The organism is Serratia sp. HNCC26DJ244, from assembly GCF_057180565.1.
Window position 1 is genome coordinate 22,257 of the sequence record NZ_JBXUGO010000022.1, and the last position, 24,213, is coordinate 46,469.

At 50.4% G+C, this 24,213-nt stretch carries 22 protein-coding genes; 14 read left to right on the forward strand and 8 right to left on the reverse strand.

What is annotated here, in order from left to right:
* Nucleotides 1–545: 545 nt before the first annotated feature.
* Together AC2A06_RS15675 and AC2A06_RS15680 are read left to right on the forward strand one after the other, a co-directional pair.
* Nucleotides 546–1,937, forward strand: coding sequence for a purine-cytosine permease family protein (locus AC2A06_RS15675; protein ID WP_484380878.1), 1,392 nt, complete (start codon nucleotides 546–548; stop codon nucleotides 1,935–1,937).
* A gap of 16 nt (nucleotides 1,938–1,953) precedes the next feature.
* Complete coding sequence (locus tag AC2A06_RS15680; protein ID WP_484380879.1) at nucleotides 1,954–2,733, forward strand: creatininase family protein; 780 nt, start codon at nucleotides 1,954–1,956, stop codon at nucleotides 2,731–2,733.
* 99 nt (nucleotides 2,734–2,832) lie between these two features.
* Here the strand turns inward: AC2A06_RS15680 and AC2A06_RS15685 are convergent, their stop codons facing one another.
* Nucleotides 2,833–4,491: an ATP-dependent endonuclease gene (locus AC2A06_RS15685; protein ID WP_484380880.1), complete on the reverse strand. Its 1,659-nt coding sequence runs from the start codon at nucleotides 4,489–4,491 to the stop codon at nucleotides 2,833–2,835.
* Nucleotides 4,492–4,676: 185 nt separating this feature from the next.
* Here AC2A06_RS15685 and AC2A06_RS15690 point away from each other — a divergent pair, with 185 nt between their 5' ends.
* The 4 genes from AC2A06_RS15690 to ltaE all read left to right on the forward strand — a co-directional run bounded on the left by AC2A06_RS15690 (nucleotide 4,677) and on the right by ltaE (nucleotide 9,771).
* Complete coding sequence (locus AC2A06_RS15690) at nucleotides 4,677–5,573, forward strand: LysO family transporter (protein WP_484380881.1); 897 nt, start codon at nucleotides 4,677–4,679, stop codon at nucleotides 5,571–5,573.
* A gap of 171 nt (nucleotides 5,574–5,744) precedes the next feature.
* The gene (gene hcp / locus AC2A06_RS15695; protein ID WP_484380882.1) at nucleotides 5,745–7,394 is read left to right on the forward strand and encodes a hydroxylamine reductase; all 1,650 of its coding nucleotides are present in this window, start codon (nucleotides 5,745–5,747) and stop codon (nucleotides 7,392–7,394) included.
* Nucleotides 7,395–7,448: 54 nt separating this feature from the next.
* The gene (hcr, locus tag AC2A06_RS15700) at nucleotides 7,449–8,453 is read left to right on the forward strand and encodes an NADH oxidoreductase (protein WP_484380883.1); all 1,005 of its coding nucleotides are present in this window, start codon (nucleotides 7,449–7,451) and stop codon (nucleotides 8,451–8,453) included.
* A gap of 301 nt (nucleotides 8,454–8,754) precedes the next feature.
* Entirely contained in the window at nucleotides 8,755–9,771 is a 1,017-nt protein-coding gene (gene ltaE / locus AC2A06_RS15705; protein ID WP_484380884.1) for a low-specificity L-threonine aldolase, read from the forward strand.
* A gap of 91 nt (nucleotides 9,772–9,862) precedes the next feature.
* Here the strand turns inward: ltaE and AC2A06_RS15710 are convergent, their stop codons facing one another.
* Together AC2A06_RS15710 and AC2A06_RS15715 are read right to left on the reverse strand one after the other, a co-directional pair.
* Nucleotides 9,863–10,555, reverse strand: a complete 693-nt coding sequence (locus tag AC2A06_RS15710) for an N-acetylmannosamine-6-phosphate 2-epimerase (protein ID WP_484380885.1) — start codon at nucleotides 10,553–10,555, stop codon at nucleotides 9,863–9,865.
* On the reverse strand, nucleotides 10,552–12,108 hold the full coding sequence (locus AC2A06_RS15715; protein WP_484380886.1) for a maltose/glucose-specific PTS transporter subunit IIC: 1,557 nt from the start codon (nucleotides 12,106–12,108) through the stop codon (nucleotides 10,552–10,554). Before AC2A06_RS15715 ends, AC2A06_RS15710 begins: the two co-directional genes overlap by 4 nt.
* Nucleotides 12,109–12,275: 167 nt before the next feature.
* Here AC2A06_RS15715 and AC2A06_RS15720 point away from each other — a divergent pair, with 167 nt between their 5' ends.
* Nucleotides 12,276–13,103 carry a MurR/RpiR family transcriptional regulator gene (locus AC2A06_RS15720; protein WP_484380887.1) on the forward strand — a complete coding sequence of 276 codons (828 nt, stop codon included), beginning with the start codon at nucleotides 12,276–12,278 and terminating at the stop codon, nucleotides 13,101–13,103.
* A gap of 2 nt (nucleotides 13,104–13,105) precedes the next feature.
* Here the strand turns inward: AC2A06_RS15720 and AC2A06_RS15725 are convergent, their stop codons facing one another.
* Complete coding sequence (locus AC2A06_RS15725) at nucleotides 13,106–13,453, reverse strand: DUF1294 domain-containing protein (RefSeq protein WP_473195560.1); 348 nt, start codon at nucleotides 13,451–13,453, stop codon at nucleotides 13,106–13,108.
* Between the two features lie 142 nt (nucleotides 13,454–13,595).
* On the opposite strand from AC2A06_RS15725, the gene AC2A06_RS15730 reads away from it, so the two are divergent.
* Together AC2A06_RS15730 and AC2A06_RS15735 are read left to right on the forward strand one after the other, a co-directional pair.
* Complete coding sequence (locus tag AC2A06_RS15730; RefSeq protein WP_473195561.1) at nucleotides 13,596–15,035, forward strand: DUF2867 domain-containing protein; 1,440 nt, start codon at nucleotides 13,596–13,598, stop codon at nucleotides 15,033–15,035.
* 200 nt (nucleotides 15,036–15,235) lie between these two features.
* On the forward strand, nucleotides 15,236–16,246 hold the full coding sequence (locus AC2A06_RS15735; RefSeq protein ID WP_484380888.1) for an NAD-dependent epimerase/dehydratase family protein: 1,011 nt from the start codon (nucleotides 15,236–15,238) through the stop codon (nucleotides 16,244–16,246).
* On the opposite strand, the gene AC2A06_RS15740 is transcribed toward AC2A06_RS15735, so the two are convergent.
* Nucleotides 16,247–17,092, reverse strand: coding sequence for an N-acetylmuramoyl-L-alanine amidase (locus AC2A06_RS15740; protein ID WP_484380911.1), 846 nt, complete (start codon nucleotides 17,090–17,092; stop codon nucleotides 16,247–16,249).
* 312 nt (nucleotides 17,093–17,404) lie between these two features.
* On the opposite strand from AC2A06_RS15740, the gene artP reads away from it, so the two are divergent.
* The 5 genes from artP (at nucleotide 17,405) to AC2A06_RS15765 (ending at nucleotide 21,228) form a co-directional block, all read left to right on the forward strand.
* Nucleotides 17,405–18,133: an arginine ABC transporter ATP-binding protein ArtP gene (gene artP / locus AC2A06_RS15745; RefSeq protein WP_484380912.1), complete on the forward strand. Its 729-nt coding sequence runs from the start codon at nucleotides 17,405–17,407 to the stop codon at nucleotides 18,131–18,133.
* Nucleotides 18,134–18,165: 32 nt separating this feature from the next.
* Nucleotides 18,166–18,897, forward strand: coding sequence for an arginine ABC transporter substrate-binding protein (gene artJ / locus AC2A06_RS15750; RefSeq protein ID WP_484380889.1), 732 nt, complete (start codon nucleotides 18,166–18,168; stop codon nucleotides 18,895–18,897).
* 9 nt (nucleotides 18,898–18,906) lie between these two features.
* Complete coding sequence (artQ, locus tag AC2A06_RS15755) at nucleotides 18,907–19,623, forward strand: arginine ABC transporter permease ArtQ (protein ID WP_023491963.1); 717 nt, start codon at nucleotides 18,907–18,909, stop codon at nucleotides 19,621–19,623.
* On the forward strand, nucleotides 19,623–20,291 hold the full coding sequence (gene artM, locus AC2A06_RS15760; RefSeq protein ID WP_484380890.1) for an arginine ABC transporter permease ArtM: 669 nt from the start codon (nucleotides 19,623–19,625) through the stop codon (nucleotides 20,289–20,291). The genes artQ and artM overlap by 1 nt, the downstream gene beginning before the upstream one ends.
* 202 nt (nucleotides 20,292–20,493) lie before the next feature.
* Nucleotides 20,494–21,228, forward strand: a complete 735-nt coding sequence (locus tag AC2A06_RS15765) for an arginine ABC transporter substrate-binding protein (RefSeq protein ID WP_473195564.1) — start codon at nucleotides 20,494–20,496, stop codon at nucleotides 21,226–21,228.
* Between the two features lie 106 nt (nucleotides 21,229–21,334).
* Here the strand turns inward: AC2A06_RS15765 and rlmC are convergent, their stop codons facing one another.
* From rlmC to rimK, 3 genes are all read right to left on the reverse strand, one after another.
* On the reverse strand, nucleotides 21,335–22,462 hold the full coding sequence (gene rlmC, locus AC2A06_RS15770; protein WP_484380891.1) for a 23S rRNA (uracil(747)-C(5))-methyltransferase RlmC: 1,128 nt from the start codon (nucleotides 22,460–22,462) through the stop codon (nucleotides 21,335–21,337).
* A gap of 170 nt (nucleotides 22,463–22,632) precedes the next feature.
* Nucleotides 22,633–23,112, reverse strand: coding sequence for a YbjN domain-containing protein (locus AC2A06_RS15775; protein ID WP_473195566.1), 480 nt, complete (start codon nucleotides 23,110–23,112; stop codon nucleotides 22,633–22,635).
* A gap of 194 nt (nucleotides 23,113–23,306) precedes the next feature.
* Complete coding sequence (rimK, locus tag AC2A06_RS15780; RefSeq protein ID WP_484380892.1) at nucleotides 23,307–24,209, reverse strand: 30S ribosomal protein S6--L-glutamate ligase; 903 nt, start codon at nucleotides 24,207–24,209, stop codon at nucleotides 23,307–23,309.
* Nucleotides 24,210–24,213: the final 4 nt, after the last annotated feature.

Genomic DNA, 24,213 nt, shown 5'->3' on the forward strand with positions numbered 1-24,213 from the left:
ATGTGTGAAGTGTAAAATTTAAAACAGAACATTAACTTACTCTTAAAAGGGATGTTACTTCTCTTTAAGGTTATTAAAACAGCAAACACGCATATATTGGGCCAACAGAGATTTGTTGGGAACAAAGCGGAAAAAACATAATTTTTGACTTTTTTGCCTCTCTCCTTATCCCCTATACTACATTTTGCTACTGCAACTTGACGCTGTAGTGGCAAAGCATACCTCGGTCCATCCTGTCTGCAGTCAGAAGGCCAGTGAGCAAAGTCCATGCATAGGCCTGCTCATCACGCCAAGCTCTCTGCAACCTGGCAGGCCGTGAGTATGCTCGACAATTTTGTTCATCTGGGATTGGTTAGCCTTACGCTGCTAACGCTTCTGGACCGTCGAAACGTAATGAAAATGCTTTTGATCTACTCATTTTTAGGGCGTTTTTTAACTTACCGTGCTTTTGTGCCGCTATACCCAAGTTAAATCAAGTTACCATCAGGGGGTAACGGGTATGGAGAGCTACACATGGTACATAAAAATAATAGATAGGTTATTGAATGAGCAAACACACACCAAGCACCACTCCGCCGACAGATGCGGATTTTATGTTTTCCCCTATTCCACTCTCTGCCCGCCGCCCCACCTGGAAACAGGTGCTGGTCTGGGTTGGCTTTGGTTATGTTGCCACCGGGTTATTTATTGGTGGTGCATTAGCCGGTGTCGGCGGTAAACCCGGCTTACCCTTTCCCCAAGCGTTAATGGCCATTGCCATTGGGATGAGTATTTTATTCGTCCTAACCTCGCTGCTGGGCATTATGGCGCAAAAAACCGGGTTAAGCCTGGCGTTGATCAGCCGTTACTCTTACGGTCGGTTAGGGGCTAATTTACCGATGATTGCCATGGGGTTATTAACCTTGGGCTGGTTTGCCGCCATTACCGGTATGGTTGGTGATATCTGGGGCTCTTTCCTCGGTAACCCTTCCGGGATCACTGTTTTTGATCCCGCGCTTCATGGTTTTCAAGGCAGTGTCATTACATTAGAAGTCTTTTTAGCCTGTCTCATTTCCGGTCTGCTGTTTACCCTCACGTCACTCTATGGCATGAAAGGGTTGGAGATCATCGCCATACCGGTTTCACCGATCATCATGTTGATTGCAGTGACCACCGGTATCGCCATGCTGAATGAAGGGGGAGGATTAACTGAGTTTATTACCCGTTCAGATCAAAATAGCGGATTACCTCTCTCCACCGCGATTACCATGGTGATCGGTAGCTGGATTGCTGGTGCCGTGATGGGCGTGGATCTGTTTCGTTTCAATAAATCAGTCGGAGCCGTGTTATGGGGAGCCGCCGCCTGCTTTATCTTCACCAATCCGCTATTGAACATTGTGGGTTATATCGGCACGGTCACCGTGGGTATGCCTAACTATGTCACCTGGATGCTGGGTAAAAGTGTGATATTAGCCAGTATCGGGGTACTCACCTGGACATTGTCCCTGTGGACGACCAACGATGCCGAACTCTACTGCAATTCACTTTATACTGGCCCGGTGCTGGATTCTTGCGGGATTAAAGTGAATAAGAAAACACTGATATTGATTGCCGGGATCCTGGGTACGCTGCTGGGTTCTCTGGGCTTTTATCAAATCCTGTTCTCCCAGTTTATCAACTATCTGGGCGTTATGGCGCCACCACTGGCTGGTCCATTATTGGCGGATTACTATCTGCATCGTCGCGGTAACTACGCCCTTGATCAGTTGCACCAGCAGCCTCGCTTTAACTGGGCTGGGGTGTTCAGTGCGGTTTTAGGTATGGGCATCGGGTTAGCCTTTTCACTGCTTAATATCTTGGCAAACTGGCCTACCGGATTATTGGCGCTACTGATCACTATCGTCACCTATACACTCATCCAGGCAGTATTTGGTCAAAAACAGTGCGCCACCAATTGAACAGAAGGGAAAAAAGATGAAAAAAGTCATGCTCAATGAGTTCAGCACCGCGGAGTTGGAAACATTATTTCAGCAAAAGCAAATTGACAGTGTAATTGCTATTTTCGGTAGTTGTGAAAGCCATGGTGGGCATCTGCCCCTCGGCCCCGATCTGTTTGTGCCAACCGAAGTGGCCAAGCAAGCGGCACAACGCCTGGGGCGCACTCTGGTGTTGCCAGGGGTTCCCTATGGAACCTCCATGCACTATAACGCCAACCCGATGGCCATCACGCTCCGTTTTGAAACGGTTATCGCCCTGGCGGAAGATATGTTTGAAAGCCTGATTCAATATGGCATCAAGCATATCTTTGTCCTCAATGGTCATGATGGCAATATTGCCGCCCTTGAAATTGCCCAGCGTAAAGTCAAGGCGCGCCATAAAGAGGTGGTATTTGCCTTTTTACCGGCTTGGTGGTCTATCCTTGGTGATCGTCTGGGGCCAGACTTTTTCGCCGGTTGGGATGGCTTGGGCCATGGTGGTGAAGGGGAATCGTCCATTACCGCTGCCGTTTGCCCTGAGTTATGCGACCTGTCTAAAGCAGTGCGCCAAATGCCTGAAGATGCGCTGCGCTACAGTAAACATATCCAGCTAATCTGGGATATCGCTGAAGTTTCAGCCACCGGTGCGACAGGCGACCCAACGTTTGCCAGTATCGAAAAAGGCCAGAAAATGCTGGCGGCACTGGTGGATATCGTCGTAGAGAACATCCAGGAACTGGAGAAAACTGACTGGAATTATGACCGCCGCTGTGACTAAACAAGTGTAGGTTTATCAGTTATGCAAACGGCAAGGTGCTAGCACCTTGCCGTTTGATTAGCAGCTTGCTGAAAGCACCATTGTACCCCCTCCCCAAACTTAATCTGCCCGCCCCCTAGCCAACCAAATGACACGGGAAAACAACTTTTTCAACAGCGGCGGTATTGAACCGGTACCCCATTCCCCCGCCTGCATCGCCACTTCAAGCGCCAGATCGGGTTTTGATGAGTGATGCACTGCTTTGAGGATCACTTTGCGTGCTGGCATCTGAACTTTTAACGGTACCGAGGCCACCCGATGATAAACGGCACTGAACCCCTCACGATACATAAAATGCTCCATATCCAGCGCTGGCAGCGGCGTCAAACGGTCACGCTCACTATCTTCATGGCTATCCAGCAAGCTGCGCACGGTATTGGCATATTTCTTACCCGCATCATCACCGTCAACTAAGGCATGCCATTCAATACCCATGCGCCGGGCAAATTTCAGCAGGGGTTTTAAGCCACATTGGGCGAATTCAATAACTCTGATGCCTTCAGCTTCAAAGTGATAACCACACTGACGTGCTAATTCATTGAGCAACCAAACTTCCGTTTCCCCCTCCACCAACAGCCAGCAACGGGCAAACAACGACGCCGGGCGATTAAAACGGATATGGAAGGCAATACGCCGCCCGTCTTCCACACTTAACCCCTGCGGCCCAAGGCGGTAGGTTGCCACACGCGCAGATTCACGCACCAGCCGGCATATGTTTTCTACCGGTACCAGTGAAACCAGCGCGCTGGAGTTGGTGGTGGTAATACGTTGCAATGGCATCAGGTTAAGCAGATTCCAGGCCACTGACAGCATAATGGGGTGCAGACGCGTTTCCGGATCCTCCACCAATAACAGTGGCCGGGTATGCGGATCGAGTTTTAAGTTACCTTTGGCTTGCACCAGTGTAGAGAACATCCCTAACAAGATCAGCCGCATGCTACGGCTATTGGGTTCTCCAATCATGCGGTTAATGCTATCCAGCGAGCGCCATGCTTGCTGTTCAGACCGTTGCCGATGGCGATGCGTTCCAACCGCCTGCGAGCCCAGTTCAGCAAAATAGTGCTCAAGTAGTTGCTGCATGGCAGTCAATCCCTGACGCAGCTCTGAATTGGTCAATTTTTGCGGATTACGCACCAGTTCCCGTGTGAGTTGCTCTAGTTGTTGCATCAAAGCGCTATTATCGGCAGCAAGATGTTCATTCAGCGGGCTGGGGCGCAAACGTCGAATAAAGCGGGCATCACGCAAACGCAATACCGGGTGAATACGGATCAGCGCATGAACCAACTGGTTGATATGATGCAAATGCAAAGCATTACCACGGGTGTCGAGGAAACGACGCCAGGTACACACCGTGCCATCGTCCGCCAACTCGCCGGCACAACTGAAGTAAATACGGTTGAGGTTATCGTCCCCTTTCGACCAGAGTGGTGCAAGTTGGCGATAACGTGGCAGGTGGGCATGACCGATATCTTTTTCACAAAAGGTAAAGATAACCTGCAAATGACGCTCTTTTGCCGCTTCATCGCCGGGTGGAAAATAAAAATCTCTCGCTTCAAAGTGATAAAGCGTCTGCTCCGGTGCCAGTAAAAAGGTCATGGCATCCAACAGGCTGGACTTACCCCAGGCATTCTCACCGATTAATACCGTGTTATCATTCAACTGCAATGAAAGCCGATTTATGCCTCGAAATCCTACAATTTCAACTCGTTCTAAGAACATCTAGCGGCTCCTGTGCACACCATGGTTATTGCCAATACTGCCAAGGTTGACGCGTTGGTGACCTACCTGCACCTTACTGACCCAGTCTATGCGAGTTGCAGATAAGCGGCAAATTGAATGAACTTGGGTATAATCCGCCAGCCTCTGATAAACTCCTATCAAAATTACCAGGCTCGTATTTAATTATGTATTCAGGACTGCTGATTATTTTATTACCGCTGATCGTCGGTTACCTTGTCCCACTACGCAGCAACGCCCTGATTCAGGTTATTAACCGTCTGCTCGGGTGGATGGTGTACGTTATTCTGTTTTTTATGGGGATCAGCCTGGCGTTTCTGGAAAACCTGGCCATTAATCTGGTTTTGATCTTTCAATACACTGCGGTGTTTTTCCTGTGTATCTGCTGCGCCAATCTCCTGTTACTTTCTGTGTTGGAACGCTATCGTCCATGGCGGCACACCAACAAACAGTTAAAACCCCCCTCTCGCCTGCATATGGCACTGGAATCACTGAAGCTTGGTGGCGTGGTTCTCGCGGGTTTTGCGCTAGGGTTAACCCAGTGGCACTGGCTGCAACTGGCGGGTAAAGGCAGTGAGTATGCCTTGATTTTCCTGCTATTACTGGTGGGGATCCAACTACGCAATAATGGTATGACCCTGCGCCAGATAGTGCTAAACCGTCGTGGTCTGGTGGTGGCTGTGGTGGTGGTAGTCAGTTCATTGGCTGGTGGCGCGTTAGCGGCACAATTGCTGGGGCTTTCGCTAAAAACCGGTTTAGCAATGGCATCAGGGTTTGGCTGGTATTCACTTTCCGGTATTTTGATCAGCGATGCCTACGGCCCGGTGATGGGCAGCGCCGCTTTCTTTAACGATCTGGCGCGGGAACTGGTGGCCATTATGCTGATCCCGACACTGGCTCGCCGCAGCGGTTCTACCGCCTTGGGATTATGTGGCGCGACATCCATGGACTTCACCTTACCGGTGCTACAACGCAGTGCCGGGCTGGACATGGTGCCTCCGGCAATCGTACACGGGTTCCTGTTAAGCTTGTTAGCCCCGATACTTATCGCGTTGTTCTCTTAATGATGCCGTTCAGCGCTGCCGACGCTAAAAGAGAATGATTGCTGTTTTCAGGTTAATTTGTTCTAAATCAAATTAAGTTAATATTGCATTAAAAATCCCTTTTTAAGCCACGCCTGCCGATCTATGCTCATAAACAGGTATATAAAATGCAACTTTAAAAAGGAAGCGATCATGTTTTGTGTGCAATGTGAACAAACCATCCGGACATCTGCAGGCAATGGCTGTTCTTACGCTCAAGGTGTATGTGGAAAAACAGCTGAAACCTCTGATCTGCAAGATCTGTTGGTTGCCGTGTTACAAGGGCTATCTGCATGGGCTTTACAAGCGCGGGCGTTAGGGATTATCGATCATGACATCGACCATTTTTCACCCCATGCCTTCTTCTCGACACTGACCAACGTCAACTTCGATTCTCAGCGCATTATCGGCTACGCTCGTGAGGCTGTTGCGTTGCGCGAATCACTGGCGGCACGTTGTCGTCTGCTTGATCCCAGTGTCCGGGTTGATCACCCGCTGGCAGCACTGCAACTAGCGGGAGACGATATGTCCGCTCTGCTACAGCAGGCGGCACAGTTTGCCCTCAATAGCGATAAAGCTGGCGTCGGTGACGATATTCATGGGCTGCGCATGCTGTGTCTGTATGGGCTGAAAGGCGCCGCCGCTTATATGGAACACGCTCATGTATTGGGGCAGTCGGATAGCCAAATCTATGCCGATTATCATGCTTACATGGCTTGGCTGGGCGCACTGCCGACCGATGTTGATACCTTGCTAAACAACGCCATGGGCATCGGCAAAATGAACTTTAAGGTGATGGAGATGCTGGATCAGGGGGAAACCCTGGCGTTTGGTCATCCACAACCCAGTTCGGTCAATGTTCGCCCGGTTGCCGGCAAAGCGATTCTGATTTCTGGTCACGACCTGAAAGACCTGCAACTGTTACTGGAACAAACCGCAGGTTCTGGCATCAACGTCTACACCCATGGTGAAATGCTGCCCGCCCATAGCTATCCAGAACTCAGTAAATATCCCCATTTGGTGGGGAACTACGGTGGCGGTTGGCAGAATCAACAAGTTGAGTTCGCCAAATTCCCTGGCCCAATCGTCATGACCTCCAACTGTATTATCGATCCCAATGTCGGTAATTACGCGGATCGTATCTGGACGCGCAGCATGGTCGGCTGGCCGGGCGTTAATCACCTGGATGGTGACGACTTCAGTACCGTTATCAGCCAGGCACAACAGCTTGCGGGTTTTCCCTACAGTGAGATTGAACAGCAGATCACCATCGGCTTTGGTCGTCAGGTGCTCCTCAATGCGGCGGATACCGTTATTGACCTGGTGGCACAGAAAAAACTGCGCCATGTCTTCCTGGTTGGCGGCTGTGATGGTAGCCGTGATGACCGCAGCTACTTTACCGATTTTGCCCGTAATATTCCGCAAGATTGCCTGATTATGACCTTGGGTTGTGGCAAATATCGCTTCAACAAGCTGGAGTTCGGTACGTTGGAAGGTTTGCCGCGCCTGCTGGATGTGGGCCAGTGCAACGATGCCTATTCAGCGGTGATGTTGGCGGTGAAGCTGTCAGAAAAACTCGGTTGCAGCGTCAATGATCTGCCACTCAGTCTAGTGCTCTCCTGGTTTGAGCAAAAGGCGATTGTTATCCTGCTGACGCTACTGTCACTGGGGGTTAAAAATATCCTGACCGGCCCCACCGCCCCGGCGTTCTTGACCGATAACCTGTTGGCGATCCTCAACGAAAAATTCGCCATGCGCCCAATCACCAGCGTTGAACAAGATTTGCAAGGTATTCTCGGCTAATGCTGCTTCCCCGGGGCTGCCAGTTGCGGCCCCTCTATTTTTAAGGTGATTGAAGTGACCCAACCCAGCCCATTTTGCCCTAATCAGATGCAAGTACACTCCCTGCAACAGGAAACTGCTGACGTTTGGACACTGAATCTGATCACTCCCGGCGTTTACTCCTATCTTCCCGGCCAATATGCCTTAGTCAGTATCCGTAATAGTGAAGAAATATTGCGCGCCTATACGCTCTCTTCCTCCCCTGGTTTAAGCCGTTTTATCAGTATCAGTGTCCGCTGCCTGCCAGACGGTACCGCTTCCCGCTGGCTGACTCAGGAGGTCAAACCGGGTGATCAGCTCTGGCTATCAGATGCTCAAGGGGACTTCAGTTGTGCGCTGTATCCCAGTGACCATTACCTGATGCTCGCTGCTGGTTGTGGCGTTACACCAATAATCTCTATGTGCCGCTGGTTAGTCAGCAACCGCGCGCAATGCGATATCTGCGTGATCTTTAATGTTCGGAGCCCAGCTGAGGTCATTTTTGCCGATGAGTGGCAGAAATTAGCGGCTCAACACCCACAATTGCAGTTAACGCTGATGGCTGAGCAAGAGGCAACTCCGGGTTTTCTCACCGGCCGCATCAATGAGCAGGTGCTGCGACAAGTGGCACCGGATATTGCTTCACGTACCGTGATGACCTGTGGCCCCGAGCCTTATATGCAACAAGTGGCGCAACTGTGTCAGCAACTGGGGGTTCCGCCGGCTCAATTTCATCAGGAACAGTTCCATACTCCATCAGCACACACTGACCCACTGGCTGATCAATTGATACTGCGTATCAACCAGCCACTCCGTGAATTCCGTATTCCCGTTGGCAGCACCCTGTTGGCCGCCTTGGAGATGCACCAACTACCGGTCAATGCAGCCTGCCGCGCTGGGGTATGCGGTGCTTGCAAAATCCGCATTCTCAACGGCAAATACAGCACCACCAGTACGATCACGCTAACGCCCAAAGAGATCGAAGCAGGTTATGTGTTAGCCTGCAGTTGCCTATTGGAGAGTGATACCACTCTGGCCTAATGCGTATCCGTCGTCAGGCGATTTGATGAGCAGGGTCAGGATGCAACCACACCCTTTATACTTCAAGTGGCTTGGCTGTTGACGGCGGTTACTCTGCTCATCACTGAGGCTTAGCGCATCAGGGCCGCGGTAGCTTGATTGATGACGGCTAGACAACAGGTTGAATCAAACGGGCTACTGGCGTGCTTGCCGACATTTTCTTCACGCCAAACAAGAAAAAACCATTTTATTTTCTGCTTTTCCCACCCTGCAATCGGGTTATTATAACAACTCACCCGTCATCAAACGTTCAAGGTTCCCTATGTTAATCGATTTACGCAGTGATACCGTTACCCAACCCAGCGCAGAGATGCGTAGCGCCATGGCTCGTGCCGATGTTGGCGATGATGTGTATGGTGACGATCCTACCGTTAATGCTCTACAAGCCGAAGCCGTCAGGCTTTCAGGCAAAGAAGCCGCGCTGTTCCTGCCCACCGGAACCCAGGCTAATCTGGTGGCTTTATTGAGCCATTGCCAACGCGGTGAGGAATATATTGTCGGCCAGCAGGCACATAACTATAAATATGAAGCCGGTGGTGCCGCAGTCCTCGGCAGTATTCAGCCACAACCTGTAGAAGCCGCGCCGGATGGTACTCTACCATTGGACAAAGTCGCAGCCGCCATCAAGCCCGACGATATTCACTTTGCCAGAACCCGTTTATTGAGTCTGGAAAATACCATCAGTGGCAGAGTGCTGCCGTTAGCCTATCTGCAACAAGCCTGGCAATTCACCCGTGAACGGCAGTTAGCCCTGCACATTGACGGTGCGCGCATCTTCAACGCCGCCGTGGCACTGAATGTACCGCTAAAAACTATCACCCAATATTGCGATACCTTCACCATCTGTCTGTCAAAAGGCTTAGGTGCACCGGTTGGGTCGTTACTTTGCGGTAGCCAGGAGTTTATCCAGCGCGCGATTCGTTGGCGCAAAATGACCGGTGGCGGTATGCGTCAAGCCGGTATCCTGGCAGCGGCTGGGTTGTATGCTTTAGAACACAATGTTGAACGGCTAAAAGAAGATCACGATAACGCCAAATGGCTGGAACAGCAGTTACGTGCTATTGGATTGGATATTGCCGAACCCGGCGCTCAGACCAACGTATTATACCTGCGCCAATCGCCGGATCTGGCAGCCAAACTAGGGCCATGGATGCAAGAGCGTGGTGTGCTGATCAGTGCTGGGCCATTGACCCGTATCCTCACTCACCTCAACGTCAGCCGCCAAGACCTGCAAAAAGTGGTCAATCTGTGGCAGGAATTCTTGCAGCAACATGCCTAAAATCGCCTCAACCCGGCCAGTTACCGCATAATTGCAGTAACTGGTTGCCAACTGAGCTAAGACGCCCTGATAAACTATCAGGGCGTGCTATTCAGCCAGTTATCGCCGCCACAAAGCGGCGGGTAATTTGCTGAGGGCGGGTGATCGCCCCCCCAACCACCACCGCATGAGCCCCTAATGCCAGACAACGAGCGGCCATTTCCGGCGTTTCAACATTCCCTTCGGCAATCACCGGCAAGTTCACCACCGCCACCACCTCGCGCAGAAAACGGAAATCCTCTTGCGCCAGCTTTTGCCCGGCAGTTTCTTGGGTATAACCATGCAGTGTGGTTCCCACACAATCGAAGCCTAACTCACTGGCAATTATTGCCTCTTCCAAGGTGGCAATATCCGCCATCAGTAATAGCGCCGGATATTTAGCACGAATGGCGGCTATCAAGGCCGGTAACTGCAACGCCCCCGGGCGTGGATAGAGTGTGGCATCCAAGGCAATCATCTGTGGCGCCACCGTCATCAATTGGTCAATCTCCGCCAGGGTTGGCGTAATATAGACCTCACTACCCGGGTAATCCTGTTTGATAATGGCAATCACCGGTAACGCCACCGCCTGCATAATCGCTTTGACATCTACTACGCTGTTGGCGCGGATCGCTGCCGCCCCGCCCTGCTCGGCAGCCAGCGCCATACGCGACATAATAAAATCACTGTGTAGAGGTTCATCTGGCAAAGCCTGGCAAGATACCACTAGCTTCCCTTTAATCTGCTGCAAAATCGATACGGTCATAACCCCAATAACTCCTCTACTTCATTTTTAATAATGGTGACATGGGGCCCATAAATCACCTGTACCCCATTGCCACGGATAATCACCCCGCGGGCACCCGAGGCTTTTAAAGCCGCTTCATCAATGTGATCACTCTGTTTAAGCGTGATACGCAAGCGCGTGGCACAACAATCCAATTCGACGATATTCTCTTTGCCCCCTAACGCAGTCACTACCTGTTGTGAACGGTCACTGGCGGGTTGAAGGGTTTCCGTTTCCAACTCATCACCGCGCCCTGGGGTTTTGAAATTAAAGCGAGCAATCAGGAAGCGGAAGGTGAAGTAATAGAGGAAGAACCAAGGGATGCCGACCAAGGGGACGTACATCCAATGGGTTTTGGCTTCCCCTTGCAAAACACCGAACAGGATAAAATCGATAAAACCACCAGAAAACGTCTGGCCGATAGTAATGTGCAGAATATGCGCCAACATAAACGCCAAACCATCAAAGATGGCATGAACTACATACAATGCCGGGGCAACAAACAGGAACGAAAATTCAATAGGTTCAGTAATCCCGGTCAGAAAGGAGGTTAACGCCGCAGAAAGCAGCAACCCGCCAACACGTTTGCGGTTTTCAGGCTTGGCACTTTGATACATCGCCAGGCAAGCCCCTACCAACCCGAACATCATGGTAATAAAACGGCCCGACATAAAACGTGCAGTACCAATGTAGAACTGTTGGGTGTTGGGATCCGCTAACTGAGCGAAGAAAATACGCTGCGTGCCCTCAACCAGTTGCCCATTAACTACTTCACTTCCCCCAAGGGCAGTGGTCCAGAAAGGCAGATAAAAGATATGGTGCAAACCAAATGGGCCCAGCATACGCAGGACAAACCCATAGATGAACGTCCCCAGATAGCCGGTGGCATCCACTAACCCGCCGAGACTGAAAATCACTTTCTGGAAGTGCGGCCAAATTAGAGTCATCACCGCGCCGACACCAATGGCCGCAAAGGAACTGATGATAGGAATAAAACGTGAACCGCCAAAGAACCCGAGAAACTGCGGCAAAGCAATTTTGTTATAGCGGTTATGCAGATACCAAGTCACCAATCCAATGATGACACCACCAAAAACCCCGGTTTCCAGCGTCTGAACCCCGAGGATCATGCCTTGACCTACGGCACTCGGGTTATCAATGGCCAGGGTGCCACTGATCTTCAGCAACGCATTAATCGTGGCATTCATCACCAAATAGGCAATTAACGATGCCAACCCGGCAGTACCTTTATCACTTTTGGCTAAGCCAACCGCCACGCCAACAGCAAACAGCACCGCCAAATTAGCAAATACCGTCGCACCGGCACTGGCCATTACCGTGAAGAGCCCCTGTAACCAACCGATATTCAGAAAAGGGTAAGCTTCCACGGTGTTCGGGTTGGAAAGCGCCCCACCGATCCCTAACAGTAACCCGGCCGCCGGTAGTACGGCGATGGGTAACATAAATGACTTACCAAAAAGTTGGGCTTTTTCAAACCAACTTCCTGATGTTTTTCCTCCTGGCTTTGACATAAATTTTCTCCTTTAATATTTATTTTAGATAAAAACTATTACCACAAATAAAACGTAAATATGAAAATAAAATTCAAAATAATGATGTGCTTCACAGGCTGCGGATTTTGCTGGCGGGAAGGGAAGATCTTCCGTCACAATAGGGCAGAGATAGCCAACAAGGTAACGTGATGAATACTGGAAATTTGTTATTACGTCTTAAGCAGAATTTGACGAGTTACAGTCCTACACTGCAAAAACTCGGCAATTTTGTTATCGAAGAGTCTTCCAGGGTGCTCTACTTTACCATCACTGAGTTGGCCCGTGAGAGTGGAGCCAGCGAAGCCAGTGTTACCCGCCTCTGCCGTCATCTGGGCTGCAAAGGCTACACCGAGTTTAAAATGGCGCTGGCACTGTGTGTGCAGCAAAATCAACCGGAAGTGGCGTCAGACCTCAGCTCAACAGAAAGTTTGATCGAAGAAAGCGTACAAGCGCTGCGTGATACCGGGGCGCTACTTGACCATCAGGCATTACAACTGGCAGCCCAAGCTTTGCACCAGGCAAAAGCCGTGCAAATTTATGGCGTCGCCGCCAGTGCGATCATTGGTGATTTCCTGCAATACAAGTTATTACGCGTGGGTAAACCGGCACTGCTTTTTAGCGATATGCATCGTGCCGCAATGAATGCCACCTCACTGGGCCAGCAGGATGTACTGATTGCCATTTCCAGTTCAGGCTCCACCAAAGATATTTTACATGCGGTCACCTTAGCCAAACAGCAACAGGCCCAGGTGATTGTTATCAGCAACACCCAACGCAGCCCTTTGGCTAAACTGGCGGATATTTTACTGGTAGCTGCCAAACCGGAAGGCCCACTCAACGCGGGCACATTGCCAGCCAAAGTGGGGGCGATGTTATTGGTGGAGTTTATGGTGGCAGAACTGACCAAACAGGCTGCGGGCTATAACCAGTCCATTGAAAATACCGCCCGTGCCACCTTCCCATTGCTGTTATAAACTCACACCACCATACGGCCATAAAGCCAATATCCTGCGGCCAACATCGCCAGCAGATTAACCACCACACTGAGAATAAAATACGTTTTAAAGGGCTGTTTTTGCGTTTTATGCCGGAAAAGCTGTTGCCCAAGAAAGCCGCCTATCCAGCCCCCCAGTATCCCAAACAGTAACAGGGTGAACTCTGGCAACCGTTGCCACCCCTTGCTGGCAGCCAGTTTGTCGCCACCATAGAGCAACAGGGTCAACACATTGACCAGCAACAACCACCCCCATAATGGATGGGGAATAAACTGGCAGCCAATAAAAATCAGCAACAGCATCAAATAACAAAAATAATTGATTTTCATTGGTATAGGCTCAAATGGATGTAAGGTGTAATAAGGAACACATTGAAATGATAGCAAGTATAACTGCTGCAATTCATCAGCAAATTTGGCATTCTGTAACGACCGCTTATATTACTGACAAATTGACGACAAGGCAGCAATAATGACTCCCCAACGTATTTTGGTTCTTGGTGCTAGTGGCTATATCGGTCAGCATCTGATCCCCTGCTTGGCTCAACAGGGTCATGAAGTCACCGCTGCCGCACGTCGCATCGAATGGTTGGAGCAACAAAACTGGCCGCAGGTGAACTGCCGCTATGTTGATGTTTATCGCCCTGCCACCCTGCCCGACGCTTTATGGCAAATCGATACCGTCTATTACCTGATCCACGGAATGGGTGATGGCGAGCATTTTATCGAAAAAGAGCGTCAAGCCGCAGAAAATCTGCGTAATGCGCTGCGAGATTCTCAGGTCAAGCAAGTTATTTTCCTCGGTGCTCTGCAACCAACAGGGGAAAGCTCCCCGCACCTGGTGGCACGTAAACTGACCGGTGAGATCCTGCGGCAAAGCGGGATACCGATAACAGAACTGCGCGCCGGTATTATTATCGGCCCAGGTTCCGCGGCTTTCGAGATTATGCGCGATATGGTTTACAACATGCCGGTCCTGACCCCACCACGTTGGGTACGTTCTAAATCCTCGCCGGTCGCCTTGGATAATCTGCTCACCTACCTGACCGAGTTATTACAACACCCTGCAACAGAAAGCCGGATTTTCGACGTTGCTGGCCCGGAGTACATCAGCTACCAAACCATGTTTGAACGTTTTATTGCCATCAGCGGTAAAAAACGTTGGTTGATCCCAGTCCCTTTGCCGACGCGTTTTATCTCAGTCTGGTTTATCAGCATGATTACCTCGGTGCCGCCGTCCATTGCCAAGGCCTTGATTCAGGGCCTTAACCATGACTTACCCGCTAATGGTCAACCGCTGCAAACGTTAATCCCGCAGCCACTACAAACCTTTGATCAGGCAGTCACCCTCACCCTACGCCGCGAAGAAGAAGTTACCGACTCTGCAGACTGGGGTTACGCCCCTGAAGCCAGAGCCCGCTGGCGCCCAGGCTACGGCTTCTACCCCAAACAGGCTGGCTGCGCAGTGGAAACCGCCGCCTCCAGTGAAGCCTTATGGCATGTGGTTCAACAATTGGGCGGCAAAGAAGGCTATTTCTATGCCAATATCTTATGGGAAATCCGCGCCCGGATGGACGATATGCTGGGCAACGGTGTCGTCTATGGTCGACCACAGCGGGAAACCTTAGCGCTCGGCGATGTGGTGAATGGTTGGAAAGTGATCACGCTAAAACCGTTGCAACAATTAGCCTTGTTGTTCGGCATGAAGGCTCCAGGGCTTGGGCGCTTAACCTTCACCATCAAAGATCTGGGTGATCGTCGCCAACTTGATGTCCGTGCCTGGTGGCATCCTGCTGGTTTTCGCGGGTTGCTTTACTGGTTTGTCATGATGCCAGCCCATCTGTTTATTTTTCGTGGCATGGCCAAACGCATTATTAAGCTGGCAGAACAAAAAGATAATTTATCTCACTGAGATTGAGATGAGTTTAGTTTTTATTGGTGCAAAAATGAAAAACAAGTGGCGTCTGCTCTGCCTGAGCGCACAATTTGCTGATACAGTTGGGCCCTTTCCGATTGCATAGCGCTTCAAATCACGGAACAATGGCGCACATTGGGTAATCTCCTCCGGCAAGCAAGCCAGCCGCTTGATTTTGGGTAAAAATAGAGTTCGTTATGAAGGTATTGGTCACTGGTGCAAGCAGTGGGTTAGGCCGTAGCGCCATTGAATATCTTTGCCGTCAAGGCATCGCGGTACGCGCCACCAGCCGTAATCAGGCGTTGGGTTCTCTGCTGGAAAAAATAGGCGCGGAGTTTATTCATGCCGACCTTAGCAACCTGGTTTCTACGCAAGCTAAAGCCATGTTAGCGGGGGTGGATGTGCTATGGCACTGCTCTGGTTTTACCTCTCCGTGGGGGACTGAACAAGCCTTTGAACTGGCTAACGTCCGCGCTACGCGTCGTTTGGGGGAGTGGGCGGCTGCTTATGGCGTCTCACAGTTTATCCATATTTCCTCACCGGCGATTTATTTTGACTACCGCCATCATCACCATCTGCAGGAAGATTTCCGCCCACAGCGCTATGCCAATGAATTTGCCCGCAGCAAAGCAGCAAGCGAACAAGTGGTACAGCACCTGGCGTTATCCAACCCGCAAACTCACTTTACTATTTTGCGGCCCCAAGGGTTGTTTGGCCCACACGATAAAATATTGTTACCGCGCCTGCTGCAGATGATTAAGCAGTGCGGCAACCTGCCGTTGCCCCGTGGCGGTGACGCGCTGGTGGATATGACCTATCAAGAAAACGCGGTACATGCGATGTGGCTGGCAACCCTGAAAACAGACACCCCATCAGGGCGTACCTACAATATCACCAATCAACAAGTGTGCCCGCTGAAGCATGTGATACAGCAATTCATTGATCAGCTCGATATAAAATGCCGTATCCGTTCAGTGCCTTATCCGCTATTGGATCTTATCGCCAGAGCCATGGAAAAGCTGAACAGCAACAACAACAAAGAGCCACTGTTCACGCATTATGGTGTTGCTAAACTCAATTTTGACCTCACGTTGGATAACACGCGGGCACAACAAGAACTGGGTTATCAACCGCTGATCTCACTGGAAGAGGGCATTACTCATACTGCTCGCTGGCTGGCAGAACACGGCAAACTGCACGGCCTATGATTAGCGCCCCTGACCATATTTGCTGAGCAAGGCATCAATAATCGCTTCACTTTCGGCATCCGGCTTACCGCGATGATCGCCAGGTCGGAAATGCATCTGAAACGCCGCCACCAAGTGCTGCTGCTGATTTCTATCCCACGTGGGATCAACACCGTAACCATAGCGTTGCAGTTTGGCCAAAAACGGCGCCATCGCTACCGGGGCCTGCTTATCACGACCCGCCAGATAGTATTCAACCTGTTGCTTATCCGGCCAAGCGCCAATACCCGCCTGCGCCAATTGCTGCCAAGGGAACAGCGGCCCCGGATCCAGCTTGCGCTGCGGAGCAATATCACTATGGCCAACGATATCCATCGGCTGAATATCGTAACGCTTTATGATATCGCGGCTCAGTAGAATCAATAGCTCGATCTGTGCTGGGGAATACGGGGGCCAATGCTTGGCCTGCAACAGGTGACTAAACCCCGGGTTGACGAGCTCAATACCGATCGAAGTATCATTGAGATTATTGCGCCCACGCCAATAGCTGACGCCGGCGTGCCAAGCGCGCATCTCTTCCGGCACCAATTGGTAAGCCACGGGTTTGCCCTTTTGCAATGACGGCTGCTCAGGCAACAAATAATGAGCACTAACATTTTCATCTGTCAGTGTCTTCAACGACGCGTTAAAATCCGACGCAGTATAATGCATCACCAAAAAACGAATTCGCTGATCTGCCCCCCGGGCCTGATGCAAGGTTTCCAAGCGATAGCTGCCCTGCTCCATAATGGTACTGGCACTGGTACTGTGCTGCTGGGTTTGGCACCCGGCCAATAGTACACTTGCTAATATCACCGCTGCTCTGATACTCACCATCCCTCCAATATACCCTTCGCCATTCAAACTGCTGGGGCCATAATCGATGTTTGATGACTGGCGAACACATGCCAAGAATCCCTCACCTCGCATACCTTCCCCCCAAACACCCTCGATTTAAAAAGAATATCTATCAATATCACATACGACGAGGGAAACAACCGATAAGAATATCAATCTCACTATATTGTGCTACCTGCATCGCGTTATCCTGCTCAGTGATAAATTTTAACTCACAAAGATTGCATAAGTATTCTATGGAAGTTAACATTCGCCGCATCAATGTCTATTCAACTCCTACGCATGAGTATTCAACTAAAAGATATCAATTGCTTTTACGGCGCACACCAGGCGCTGTTTAACATCACTTTGGATTGCCCTGCAGGGGAAACGTTAGTATTGCTTGGACCAAGTGGTGCCGGGAAAAGCTCCTTGCTACGGGTACTTAACCTGCTTGAGATGCCACGTTCGGGGGTACTGAACATCGCTGGCAACCAGTTTGATTTCAAACAGGCACCCGGTGAAAAAGCCATCCGCGAACTGCGCCAGAATGTCGGCATGGTATTTCAGCAATACAATCTCTGGCCGCATCTTAACGTACTGCAAAACCTGATAGAAGCCCCTTGCCGTGTACTTGGCCTAACCAAGGCTCAGGCAATGGACCGGGCCGATAAGCTGTTAACGCGACTGCGCTTGACTGATTTTGCTGATCGTTTTCCGCTGCATCTTTCCGGTGGTCAACAACAGCGTGTTGCTATCGCCCGTGCACTCATGATGGAACCGCAAGTGTTGTTGTTCGATGAACCGACTGCCGCACTAGACCCGGAAATTACTGCACAAATAGTCAGTATCATCAATGAACTGGCAGGTACTGGCATCACTCAGGTGATCGTTACCCATGAAGTTGAAGTGGCACGTAAAACCGCCAGCCGAGTGGTCTATATGGAAAATGGCCGCGTCGTTGAACAGGGGTCTGCGCTTCATTTTGCTCAACCGCAAACCACAGAGTTTGCTAACTACCTGTCACACTAATACTTTTATTTGCTGTTTTAGGGGAATTTGCGATGAAAAAACTACTTATCGCCGCCGTTCTGGCTGGCATCAGCGTTTCTGCCACTGCCGCTGAAACTATTCGTTTCGCTACCGAAGCGTCCTATCCTCCGTTCGAGTTTGTCGCGGCAGATAATCAGATCCAAGGTTTTGATATCGATCTGGCTAATGCCCTGTGTAAAGAGATCCAGGCCGAATGTACTTTTACCAATCAAGCCTTCGACAGTTTAATCCCAAGCCTGAAGTTCAAACGCTTCGATGCCGTAATTGCAGGTATGGATATTACCCCTGAGCGTGAGAAACAAGTGCTGTTCAGCAAGCCTTATTATGATAACTCAGCGCTATTCATTGCTGAGAAAGGTAAGCTGGCTGACGTTGCCGCACTGAAAGGGAAAAAAGTAGGTGTACAAAATGGCACCACTCACCAGAAATACCTGACCGATAAACACCCGGAAATCACCACCGTGCCTTACGACAGCTACCAGAATGCAATTCTGGATCTGAAGAATGGCCGTGTTGATGCGGTGTTCGGAGATACTGCCGTGGTTAACGAATGGTTGAAGCAGAATGCTGCACTGGCCGCCGTGGGTGACAAAGTGACCGATAAAGGCTATTTCGGCACCGGTCTGGGGATTGCGGTTCGCCAGCAAAATACCGAGCTACAAGGGAAATTCAACGCAGCTCTGGATAAAATCAAGCAAGATGGCACCTACGAAACCATCTACAAAAAATGGTTCCAACAGTAATCATCACCCATGAATGAAATTCAACCTCTAGCAAGCGCCGCCGGCATGACCGTCGGCCTTGCCGTTTGTGCCTTGGTGCTCGGGTTAATCCTGGCGATGCTGTTTGCCGTCTGGGAAACCTCCCGTTGGAAAGTGGTCAGTTGGCTCGGAACCGCTTGGGTGACGCTATTGCGTGGCTTGCCGGAGATCCTGGTGGTGCTGTTCATTTATTTCGGCTCATCACAGCTGTTACTGCTGCTATCGGACGGCTTTACCCTAAACTTTGGCCTGTTCCAACTACCGGTACAGTTGGCTATCGATAATTTCGAGATCAGCCCCTTCATGTGTGGCGTCATTGCCCTCGCCCTGCTGTATGCTGCTTACGCCTCGCAAACCTTGCGTGGGGCGCTGAAAGCCGTGCCGCAAGGCCAGTGGGAATCGGGCCAGGCATTGGGGTTGAGCAAAGCGGCAATATTTTTCCGTTTAATCATGCCGCAAATGTGGCGCCATGCCTTGCCGGGGCTAGGTAACCAATGGTTGGTATTATTGAAAGATACCGCACTGGTTTCCCTGATCAGCGTTAATGACTTGATGCTGCAAACCAAAAGTATCGCCACCCGTACTCAGGAACCGTTTAACTGGTATGTCATTGCCGCAGCCATTTATCTGCTGGTGACATTACTCAGCCAGTACATCCTTAAACGGATTGAACTCCGTGCCACACGTTTTGAACGGAGGCCATCCTGATGCTTGAGTTCTTACCTGTCATTCTTAAAGGATTACATACCAGCTTGACGCTGACGGTGGCGGCATTGGTGGTTTCCCTATTCCTGTCATTGTTCCTGACGGTGGTACTGACGCTAAAAACGCCGGTATTGACGCCGTTGGTAAAGGGCTATATTACGCTGTTCACCGGCACCCCCCTGCTGGTACAAATCTTCCTGATTTACTATGGCCCAGGCCAGTTCCCCGCCATCCGTGAGTATCCCTGGTTGTGGAGTCTGTTATCACAACCTTGGCTCTGCGCCATGATCGCCTTGGCGTTAAACAGTGCGGCTTATACCACCTTATTGTTCCACGGTGCGGTGCGTGCTATCCCGGAAGGTCAGTGGCAATCTTGTGAAGCCCTAGGCATGTCGCGCAAGCAAACATTGCGCATTCTATTACCGTTCGCCTTTAAACGCGCCTTGTCCTCCTATTCCAACGAAGTGGTCTTGGTCTTCAAGAGTACCTCGCTGGCTTACACCATCACGCTGATGGAAGTGATGGGGTACAGCCAACTGATGTATGGCCGAACTTATGATGTGATGGTGTTTGGTGCTGCAGGTCTTGTTTACCTGTGTGTTAACGGGTTACTGACATTGATGATGCGCCTGATTGAACGCCGTGCGCTGGCGTTTGAACGCCGCAACTAAGCTGGCTAGCGAAACTGCTTGCTTTAAGCCCTGCCCTGCAGGGCTTTTTTATTCCACCAAATAAATTTTTAATCATTCATATTGCATATTAATTCACTAAATGGCATGTTTAGCGTCCCAGCCACTCACCATGCCGGCGTTATTGGCAGTAAAATCAAAGGTGGCGAAATAAAGAATCTCATTTTTGACAGGAGTATTACGCATGAAAAAGCTGTTACTTGCCGCCACCCTTCTCGCCGGGATGACCTTTAACGCCGCAGCGGCAGAGAGTATCCGTTTTGCCTCTTCTGCCACCTATCCCCCTTTTGAATCCCTGGATGCCAACAACCAAATCGTCGGCTTTGATATCGATTTGGCCAAAGCCTTATGCAAACAGATGCAGGCCGAGTGTACTTTCTCCAACCATGCTTTTGATAGCCTGATCGCCGCACTGAAATTCAAAAAATATGATGCTGTGATCTCCGGTATGGATATCACCGCAGAACGTAGCAAGCAGGTCTCTTTTACCCAGCCTTATTATGCCAACTCCGCTATCGTGATTGCCCCAAAAGGCAAATTCACCTCACTGGCTGATTTAAAAGGTAAGAAAATCGGTATGGAGAATGGCACTACTCACCAAAAATATATGCAGGATAAACACCCAGAGATTAATACGGTGGCTTATGACAGCTATCAAAACGCCATTCTGGAAGTGAAAAATGGCCGTATTGATGGTGTGTTTGGGGATACCGCGGTGGTGAATGAATGGCTGAAAAACAACCCGGATCTGGCCCCTGTGGGTGAGCATGTTACCGATGCCCAGTACTTTGGCACAGGTTTAGGTATTGCCGTACGCCAAGATAACCAGGCGCTGTTAGCCAAGTTGAACGCTGCGCTAGATGCCATCAAGGCTGATGGCACTTATAAAGCCATTAACGACAAGTGGTTCCCGCAATAAGTGACCCGTCAGTGATCAGTACTTAGGGCCTGAACCCTGCCCAGACCCATTCAAGTTACCACTTGAGTGTGATGGGCAGTTCAAGCCCTGACTATTTTCGTGCTATTTATTTACGTACCAATAGCGTCAACACTTCATAATGTGCCGTATGCGGGAACATATCAAACAACTGCACACGCTCAACGCGATAGTCAGGCAACTGGGTGATATCCTGCGCCATAGTCACCGCATTACAGCTTGAATAGAGAATATAGCCCGGTGCCATTGCATTAAGGTACTCACAAAGTTCTTTGCCAATCCCCCGGCGTGGTGGGTTAACCAGCACCAGTTGTGGTACCGCCCCTTCAGCAAGAGCAAAACCGGTGGAATCCAGCGCTTGAAAATCAACCTGTTGTAAACCCAGTTTTTGGGCTGACAACTTAGCACAAGCGATCGCTTCTGGGTTAATTTCAATCCCGGTCAACCGTGTTTGCGGTTGCGCACAGTGCAGACCAAACCCCCCGACACCACAGAAAAGATCCCACATACTACTGATGCCCAATGCCTGCACCCAATCCCGTGCGGTAGCGTACAACTGCCCCGCTAGCTGTGGATTGGTCTGGAAGAAACTCTGGGGGCGAATATACAGCGGTACCTGATTAAATCGTTCCTCCAATACCTGCTGTTCGGTGAGCGGGATTTCACAATCGCTCTCCATAATTGCCATATGCACTGGCTGAATATTGGCAGAAATGACGGTCAACTGGGGTAATTGCTGCTGCAACCAGGGTAATGCCGCACGTAATTGAGCTAATTTCTTCTCAGAACGGAGCACAAAACGCAGCATAAAACCGGCGCTGTGGGTACTTTCGGTTAATAACAGATACTTCAGTTCACCCCGTTTGCGGGCAACGTGATAAGGGGTCAACCCGGCACGAGGGATAAATTGCTTAAGTACAGCAAAGACCTCAGCAAAGCTGGCGGGGTACAGTGGGCAAGCACATAAATCAACCGGGGTTCCATCCCGGTGCAACATGCCAAGCAATGGGCGTTCAACGCTGCCGCTAACCACCATTTTTGCCTTGTTGCGAAATGCGCGTGGTTCACTCGCTACCGGCGCTAACCAATCGACCTGCTGGTGTGCCGCTAACAAGGATTGTAAGTGATGCTGTTTCTCAGCCAACTGCTGCGGATAGGGCTTTTCCAACCACTGACAGGAACGGCAGATATTCGCCTGATACAACGCGCAATGCATAAAGGGTAACCATCAAATCCGCAACACGATAAGGGGGCAGATTGTAACACTTTACCGCACACCGTCGCTATTCAAGCTGCCGTTAGCGCTAGGATAAAGAACTTTTCGTGGTGGTAAACGGAAACAGGAAATTGGGGGGGTAAACCTGCTGATCAATCAGTGAACACGATTTAATGCAACATCGGCTGACGGGTGACCACTGGCGCGGCTTCTTCTTCATCGCCCATAAACAGCAGATCGTTGGCTCGGGCTTCCAGGATCAGCATGGAAATCTGCTCTTCTCCCTGCTGCATAAAATGGGCAAACTGTTCATAAGTTACCCCGACAGCAATGCTCAACACTTGGCAAACAATCAGCTTAGGCAGGTTGTCGTCCTGAATATCAACGAATGCCTTAATGGTCAATGAGCTGGCATTAATCTGGCTCAGATCAGCCACCAAGGGGATCAACGCGGTGGGCTTGACCTCTGCCAAGGCAGAAAACAGAATCACACCATCAATCAGATCAATCTTGGCATCAAAGACACCATCAAAATTTTGCATATGTGGCAAGTGTAAGGCCTGACAAGAGTCACACTCAAAAAAAGAGACACCCAATTGATCCAGCCAACGTCGTAACAACGCCAAATCGGGGACAATGAGCGAATCCATAAATTACCAGCCTCACAAGCTTTAAAAACATAAACGGCGCATAGCTTACGGAATATTCAATCGATATGCACGCCCAAAGGCGATAAATTCACGGATTTGATCATTTTTCTACGCCAACACGCCCAACTCGCCGCTGCGGTAGCTTGAGCCAAACGTGCTTTAATTTCCTTTAAAACCACTAAATTCACTATATTTCAACCGCCTGACTTCAGGCAAAAGCCCGGGCGGCCACACTGCTCAATATATTCGACCATGATCCCGGCGATATCCAATCTGGTGGTATTTTCAATACCTTCCAACCCCGGCGAGGCATTGACCTCCATCACTAGCGGGCCACGATCAGCACGCAGAATATCAACGCCAGCCACATCTAGCCCCAGTGCGGCGATAGCCTTGATCGCCGTAGCACGTTCTTTGCTGGTGATCTGCACTCTGCGAGCGGTACCGCCACGGTGCAAATTTGAACGAAAATCGCCGGGTTTTGCCTGCCGTTCAATCGCGGCGATCACCCGCCCACCGACCACTAAACAACGAATATCACGCCCCTGGGCTTCGTGAATATATTCTTGCACCAAGATATGGGCATTCAAGCCACGGAACGCATCAATCACGCTCTCTGCCGCTTGGCGGGTTTCAGCCAAAACCACGCCGATCCCCTGCGTGCCTTCCACCAGTTTGACCACCAACGGTGCGCCCCCCACCAATTCAATCAAATCCCCGGTATCATCTGGAGAATGGGCAAAACCGGTAATCGGCAGATCAATGCCTTGGCTGGCCAACAATTGTAACGAACGCAGTTTATCGCGCGCGCGGGTGATGGCCACCGACTCGTTCAATGGGTAACTCCCCAATAACTCAAACTGACGCAGCACCGCCGTACCGTAGAACGTAATAGCAGAACCGATGCGTGGAATAACGGCATCATAATGTTCCAGCTTACGGCCACGATAATGGATGGCTGGCGCTGCGGGGTTGACGTTCATATAGCAAGAAAGTGGGTCAATGATATCGATCTGATGCCCACGTTGCTCCGCCGCTTGGCGCAATCTTTTGCATGAATACAGCGAACCATCACGGGAAAGAATGGCAATTTTCACGGAT

Coding starts and splice junctions, on each gene's coding strand:
- AC2A06_RS15675 (WP_484380878.1), top strand. CDS start 546: ATGAGCAAACACACACCAAGCACCACTCCGCCGACAGATGCGGATTTT.
- AC2A06_RS15680 (WP_484380879.1), top strand. CDS start 1,954: ATGAAAAAAGTCATGCTCAATGAGTTCAGCACCGCGGAGTTGGAAACA.
- AC2A06_RS15685 (WP_484380880.1), bottom strand. CDS start 4,491: ATGTTCTTAGAACGAGTTGAAATTGTAGGATTTCGAGGCATAAATCGG.
- AC2A06_RS15690 (WP_484380881.1), top strand. CDS start 4,677: ATGTATTCAGGACTGCTGATTATTTTATTACCGCTGATCGTCGGTTAC.
- hcp (WP_484380882.1), top strand. CDS start 5,745: ATGTTTTGTGTGCAATGTGAACAAACCATCCGGACATCTGCAGGCAAT.
- ltaE (WP_484380884.1), top strand. CDS start 8,755: ATGTTAATCGATTTACGCAGTGATACCGTTACCCAACCCAGCGCAGAG.
- AC2A06_RS15710 (WP_484380885.1), bottom strand. CDS start 10,555: ATGACCGTATCGATTTTGCAGCAGATTAAAGGGAAGCTAGTGGTATCT.
- AC2A06_RS15715 (WP_484380886.1), bottom strand. CDS start 12,108: ATGTCAAAGCCAGGAGGAAAAACATCAGGAAGTTGGTTTGAAAAAGCC.
- AC2A06_RS15725 (WP_473195560.1), bottom strand. CDS start 13,453: ATGAAAATCAATTATTTTTGTTATTTGATGCTGTTGCTGATTTTTATT.
- AC2A06_RS15730 (WP_473195561.1), top strand. CDS start 13,596: ATGACTCCCCAACGTATTTTGGTTCTTGGTGCTAGTGGCTATATCGGT.
- AC2A06_RS15735 (WP_484380888.1), top strand. CDS start 15,236: ATGAAGGTATTGGTCACTGGTGCAAGCAGTGGGTTAGGCCGTAGCGCC.
- artP (WP_484380912.1), top strand. CDS start 17,405: ATGAGTATTCAACTAAAAGATATCAATTGCTTTTACGGCGCACACCAG.
- artJ (WP_484380889.1), top strand. CDS start 18,166: ATGAAAAAACTACTTATCGCCGCCGTTCTGGCTGGCATCAGCGTTTCT.
- artQ (WP_023491963.1), top strand. CDS start 18,907: ATGAATGAAATTCAACCTCTAGCAAGCGCCGCCGGCATGACCGTCGGC.
- artM (WP_484380890.1), top strand. CDS start 19,623: ATGCTTGAGTTCTTACCTGTCATTCTTAAAGGATTACATACCAGCTTG.
- AC2A06_RS15765 (WP_473195564.1), top strand. CDS start 20,494: ATGAAAAAGCTGTTACTTGCCGCCACCCTTCTCGCCGGGATGACCTTT.
- rlmC (WP_484380891.1), bottom strand. CDS start 22,462: ATGCATTGCGCGTTGTATCAGGCGAATATCTGCCGTTCCTGTCAGTGG.
- AC2A06_RS15775 (WP_473195566.1), bottom strand. CDS start 23,112: ATGGATTCGCTCATTGTCCCCGATTTGGCGTTGTTACGACGTTGGCTG.